The sequence below is a fragment of the Tardiphaga sp. genome, assembly GCF_044340795.1.
GTDB lineage: Bacteria > Pseudomonadota > Alphaproteobacteria > Rhizobiales > Xanthobacteraceae > Tardiphaga.
Genome location: NZ_JBIISY010000340.1, coordinates 1 through 4957 on the forward strand (window position 1 = coordinate 1; position 4957 = coordinate 4957).

The 4957-nt window shown below is 62.8% G+C and carries 7 protein-coding genes; 3 read left to right on the forward strand and 4 right to left on the reverse strand.

Features of this window, described 5'->3' with window-relative positions; genetic code table 11:
• The 4 genes from ACIQ17_RS30675 to ACIQ17_RS30690 form a co-directional block, all read right to left on the reverse strand.
• The coding region (locus tag ACIQ17_RS30675) for a cold-shock protein (protein ID WP_398473253.1) at positions 1–210 on the reverse strand (210 nt) is incomplete at its 3' end.
• A gap of 249 nt (positions 211–459) precedes the next feature.
• Complete coding sequence (locus tag ACIQ17_RS30680; protein WP_398473254.1) at positions 460–1320, reverse strand: 23S rRNA (adenine(2030)-N(6))-methyltransferase RlmJ; 861 nt, start codon at positions 1318–1320, stop codon at positions 460–462.
• A gap of 149 nt (positions 1321–1469) precedes the next feature.
• A complete protein-coding gene (locus tag ACIQ17_RS30685; RefSeq protein WP_398473255.1) occupies positions 1470–2156 on the reverse strand; it encodes a ribonuclease T in 687 nt (228 codons plus the stop codon).
• A gap of 111 nt (positions 2157–2267) precedes the next feature.
• Positions 2268–2744, reverse strand: a complete 477-nt coding sequence (locus ACIQ17_RS30690; RefSeq protein WP_398473256.1) for a hypothetical protein — start codon at positions 2742–2744, stop codon at positions 2268–2270.
• A 170-nt stretch (positions 2745–2914) separates the two neighbouring features.
• Here ACIQ17_RS30690 and ACIQ17_RS30695 point away from each other — a divergent pair, with 170 nt between their 5' ends.
• The 3 genes from ACIQ17_RS30695 (at position 2915) to ACIQ17_RS30705 (ending at position 4939) form a co-directional block, all read left to right on the forward strand.
• Entirely contained in the window at positions 2915–3205 is a 291-nt protein-coding gene (locus ACIQ17_RS30695) for a hypothetical protein (RefSeq protein WP_398473257.1), read from the forward strand.
• 222 nt (positions 3206–3427) lie between these two features.
• On the forward strand, positions 3428–3952 hold the full coding sequence (locus tag ACIQ17_RS30700) for a DUF3617 domain-containing protein (protein ID WP_398473258.1): 525 nt from the start codon (positions 3428–3430) through the stop codon (positions 3950–3952).
• Positions 3953–4132: 180 nt separating this feature from the next.
• Positions 4133–4939 carry a thioesterase family protein gene (locus ACIQ17_RS30705; RefSeq protein WP_398473259.1) on the forward strand — a complete coding sequence of 269 codons (807 nt, stop codon included), beginning with the start codon at positions 4133–4135 and terminating at the stop codon, positions 4937–4939.
• Positions 4940–4957 lie beyond the last annotated feature (18 nt).

The following is a 4957-nucleotide window of genomic DNA, read 5'->3' on the forward strand; positions in this document are numbered from 1 at the left end:
TGTAATCACCAGGTCGACCGCCTTAGGACCCTTGCCCTTCTTGTCGGGTTCGACCTCGAAAGTGATCCGCTGTCCTTCAGTCAGATCCTTCAGGCCCGCACGTTCGACGGCGGTGATATGGACGAACACGTCCCGCCCGCCATCGTCCGGCTTGATGAAGCCGTAGCCACGCTCGCCGTTGAAGAATTTGACCGTACCACTCATGCCCATCGGGAAACTCCCTCCCCGCAATGCTCCGCCACGGCGCACTTGCGCCGCGACCGACCGGACATTCACTCCACAGAAGGCTTGGCCGTTTCTTCTTTTAGTCTTTTGGGGCCACGTCACTCCGCCGCAACCATTCGCGGAAGCGGAACGTAAAGCCAGTCACGGGGAACAGCTTAATACGGTTCCATGGAGGTGACTACCGTTTTTGGAAACGTGTTTGGAGAGTTGCCGCTTGGGTAGTTGCGTCTGCAGCTAGACTTTTGCGTTTTCCAGCCGGAAGCGCGCCACGCCGCCGACGCCCAGCGGCCTTTCCAGTTGCGGCAGGATCTGGCGCAGTTCGTCCTGCAGTTTCCACGGCGGATTGACGATCAGGAGCCCGGTGGAGGTCAGCGGGCCGTCGGCCACTTGCGGCGCAATGCTGAATTCAAGGCGCAGGCATTTGCCCGGTGTGGCCGATGACGCCGTGGTGGCGGCAACACTGCGCGCGAGGTCATCTGTGGCGCGACGGCTCTTGGCGGGATACCAGAGCATGTAGATGCCGGTCGGCCATTTTGCATAAGCCTGCGCGAACACCGTGGCGAGCTTCGAAAACTCGTCCTTCGCCTCGAACGGCGGATCAATCAGCACAAGGCCACGGCGCTCGTTCGGCGGCACATAAGCGGGCAGACCGACCCAGCCATCGATATCGACCACGCGGGCCTGCTCGTCATGGCGCAGCGCCGAGATCAGCTGCTTCCGCGCGCCGGGCTCTAGCTCGCAGCACACCATGCGATCCTGCGGCCGCATCAAGGCGCGGGCGATCAGCGGCGAGCCGGGATAGGTGGTGAGATCACCTTCGGAATTGAACGAACGAACGATATCGAGATAGGGCGCGATCAGCGGCTCGGCCGCGTCGGAAAAGCTCGACTGCATCATGCGGGCGATGCCGGTGCTCCATTCGACCGTGCGCGTCGCCTCATCGCCGGTGAGGTCATAGCGGCCGGCACCGGCATGGGTGTCGATGATCCGGAACGGCGTCGGCTTCTCCTGCAGGTGGGTCAGGATGCGGACCAGCACGAGATGCTTGATGACATCGGCAAAATTGCCGGCATGGAAGGCGTGGCGATAGTTCATGGGGAGATGGAGTACGCCATGTGGGCCAAACGCTCAACTTGTCATCCTCCGCGAAGGCGGGGGGATCCAGTAGACACTGGCCACTCAGCTCAAGCACCGGCGCCGGTGTTTCCTCGGTTGCCCGGTCAAGCCGGGCAACGACAGGAGTGCTACCCGCCCCGCACCGGCGGCATCACGATCCTGTCGCGGCGGCAGGCGCGGCGGTCGATTTCCTCGCAGGCGCGGAACTGGAGATCCTTGCTCATGCAGATCCGCACTTCGGTCAGCCGGTTGTGATCGCAGGTGATGGCAATGGCGGAATTGCTGAGGCCCGGATTGACCTTGATGAACGCGTCTTCCACCGCTTCGGGCGTGACCGTCTTCGTCGTCTGGAGATCGATATACTCGTCCGGGATTTTGACGCTGGCGCGCGCCTTGCGCGTGGCTTCGAAATAGGCGCGCGGACCGAGGCCCGAACAGGTGCCGTGCTTGTCCCATTCATTGAAGATCAGGCCGGGCGCCGGCATCAGGTCGAGCATCGAGGTCATGATGTTACGCGGCAGTCGCGGCGCCGGGCGCTCGCAGTAATTCGGGAAGCCGCGATCATATTGCGGCCAGAGGCCGTGCACGACGAACGCATAGGGACGGCCGCCGCACTGCATCTGCTGATTGCGGCCGGAATTGCCGCGCTCCTGCGCGGCCGCGCAGAAGGACGGCGACCAGGACAGCGACAGCACATAGAAATCGAACTGGCCGGGGGCATTTTGCCGCCGGTCCTGCGCGGAGGCATGGCCGCTTCCCAGCGCGACCAGCACGAAAACGCCGAGCGCGACGACCAATCGGATTGCATGAACCATGGCGAGCCCCACCCCTGATCAGGAAAGCCTAATCGGGCATCAAGAACAATTCAAGAACAATGAAGACAAAGAACAGCCCGCAAGCGCGAAGCGACATGCGGGCTATCGATCTCAGAACTTGGCGGCGCGGCAGCCCGGGTTATAGGCCCAGTTGCGATCGAGGCCGGTGACGCACCACTCGACGCCATCGCCATAGCCGGCGAAGCCGCCGTCCTCGATGATCGAATAATGCACCTGGCGCTGCTTGCCATCGGTGAACAGGGCGTCGGCGCTGCAGTAACGGCGCGGAATGTTGTCGGAGGTCCAGGGACGGAAGGCGGTTTCGCGCACATGGCTGAAGCCGGCGAATTGCAGCGCCGAATTCCAGTAGCCTGCTTCCTTGTTCTGGAACTGATGCGTGATCTTCCAGAGCGCGGATTCGCAGGATCCGACCTTGCCTTCGTAACTCGGGCCGAACAGCCCGAAATTGAGCTCGAGCAGATTGGCAGCCTGCGCGCCCGGTGCGGCGCTGAACAGCGCCATGCCGGCGACAGCGGCCACTGCGGTCGTCTTGGCAGCTTTTTTCAGGGACGATACGAGGGTGCGCATGGGGAATCCGCCGGCTGGAAAGAGGTTCCGGGACCGTGCCGCGAAGGCCGTGCGGGGTCAAGTGCACCGCGGCAACACCCTGCGCACAACTCCGTCAGCGGGGACAGCCCATTCTTTCCAGCGTCGCCTTAGCCCTCTAAGGTGCCGGCCAGAGAATTAAGGAGACGACGATGCAGACGATTCGGCTGGCGATTTTGGCAATGGGCATCAGCGCGGCCATGGGTGGCGCGGCCAAGGCCGACTGGGTGCCCTCGTTCAAGGGCAACGACACCGGCGGCATCATCTCCACCTCGCTGATCAACCAGACCGACATTCGTGCCCTCGCAATCGATCATTGCGCACGTTACGGCAAGGTCGTGAAATTCCTCGGCGCGCCGCGCGAATATGGCGCGTATGTCTCGTTCTCCTGCCGCTGGGTGCCGTATGGCGCCAACGAGCGTCCGCTGAGCGTGCGATACTGAGCAGAACTCCGGCGCGTAGGATGGGTGGAGCGAAGCGATACCCATCACAACGGACGCCGGAGCAAGCGGTGATGGGTATCGCTTCGGCGCCTTGCGCCTTCGCTCAACCCATCCTACGGCCTATGCGCAGCACACGTACAATCGCGCGATAACACAAAAGACATAATCGGATGCCGTAAGACCGGTCCTACCGTGAATACAACAGGACATCGGAGGCATCCCATGATTCAGCGCGCGAGCCTGATCGCCCTTACTCTTTTGTGCAGCACCGGGCCATTGCTGGCCGATCCCGTCCAACTGCCGATCCGCAAGGCGGGCCTGTGGGAAGTCACGATGCAGATCACCGGCGCATCGAAGGCTGCGACGCCGGCCATGGTGACACAGCAATGCACCGATGAGAGCGTCGACCGGCAGATGAACAAGATGTCGTCGGACGCGATGACCTGCAGCAAGCAGGAGATGGCGAAGACCGGCAGCGGCTATGTGTTCGACTCCGTTTGCACCGTCGGCGATGCCACCGTGACCAGCCATGCCGAAGCCGCCGGCGATTTCAATTCCGCCTATTCGGTGAAGACCACCGCCAAATCGACCGGTGGCGGCCTGCCGCCCGAAATGGTGACGGTCATCCAGGCCAAGTGGCTCAGCGCCTGCAAGGCCGACCAGAAGCCCGGCGACATGGTGATGCCCGGCGGCATGAAGATGAACATCAACGACCTGCAGAAGATGAAGGCGCTGCAGCCGAAGTAAGGCTGGCGGAATCGTAGGGCGGATGAGGCGAGCCGTCATCCGCCATTCTTCGTCACATTCACTCAGCCGGCGGATTGCGCTGCGCTAATCCGCCCTACGGCCCTCACATATTCCCCCTCCCCGCGTTCCCCGCTATAGATGATGGCAATCATCCAACAAGAACAACCCGGGATAACGCCGATGACTGAATTCACCACCTTGATGGCCGGCATGGTCCGGTCCGGCGACGGCTGGGCCGTCAGCGTCAGCGACGACTGGCTGCAGGGCCGCACGGTCTATGGCGGCATGAGCGCCGCGCTATGCATGCAGGCCGCGCTCAATGAATTCGGCGAAGGCGATGCAAAAGGATTGCCGCCGCTGCGCTCGGCACAGATCGCCTATGTCGGACCGGCGGCAGGACAGTTGCAGCTCAAGGCCAGCGTGCTGCGCAAGGGCAAGTCGACGCTGTTCGCCAATGTGGACCTCGTCGGTGAAGCCGGTCTCGCGACACGTGCGATGTTCTGTTTTGGCGCGGCACGCGAGTCCGCGTTCAAGCACGTGGCCATCGGCGCGCCCGACCTGAAAGATCCGGAGACCTGCCCGAACTTCTTTCGCAATGCTCCGGCTTCGCTGAGCTTTGCGCAGCATATCGATGGACGTTTCGTCTCAGGCTCGCCGCCGTTCAGCGGTAGCGACGACCCGCAGATGTCGCTGTGGCTGCGCCACAAGGAGCCGGGCATCGCGCCATCGCTGGTGCCTCTGCTCGCCTTGGCCGACGCGCCGCCGCCGGCCGCCTCGGCACGCTCGAAAGCGCCGTCGCCGCTCTCCACCATGACGTGGTCGATCGACATGCTGACGGACGAGATCACGACCGATGACGGCTGGTGGCTGATCCACAACAGGGCCGAGCAGATCGCCGTCGGCTATTCCAGCCAGGCGATGACGCTGTGGAATCGGCAGGGCACGCCGATCATGGCAAGCCGGCAGAATGTGGCTGTGTTCGGGTGATGTTCGTCTTACCCTCTC

What these genes read in the sequence shown, in the direction of transcription:
- ACIQ17_RS30700 (WP_398473258.1), top strand. Translation starts at nt 3,428, where the DNA reads ATGATTCAGCGCGCGAGCCTGATCGCCCTTACTCTTTTGTGCAGCACC.
- ACIQ17_RS30685 (WP_398473255.1), bottom strand. Translation starts at nt 2,156, where the DNA reads ATGGTTCATGCAATCCGATTGGTCGTCGCGCTCGGCGTTTTCGTGCTG.
- ACIQ17_RS30690 (WP_398473256.1), bottom strand. Translation starts at nt 2,744, where the DNA reads ATGCGCACCCTCGTATCGTCCCTGAAAAAAGCTGCCAAGACGACCGCA.
- ACIQ17_RS30705 (WP_398473259.1), top strand. Translation starts at nt 4,133, where the DNA reads ATGACTGAATTCACCACCTTGATGGCCGGCATGGTCCGGTCCGGCGAC.
- ACIQ17_RS30680 (WP_398473254.1), bottom strand. Translation starts at nt 1,320, where the DNA reads ATGAACTATCGCCACGCCTTCCATGCCGGCAATTTTGCCGATGTCATC.
- ACIQ17_RS30695 (WP_398473257.1), top strand. Translation starts at nt 2,915, where the DNA reads ATGCAGACGATTCGGCTGGCGATTTTGGCAATGGGCATCAGCGCGGCC.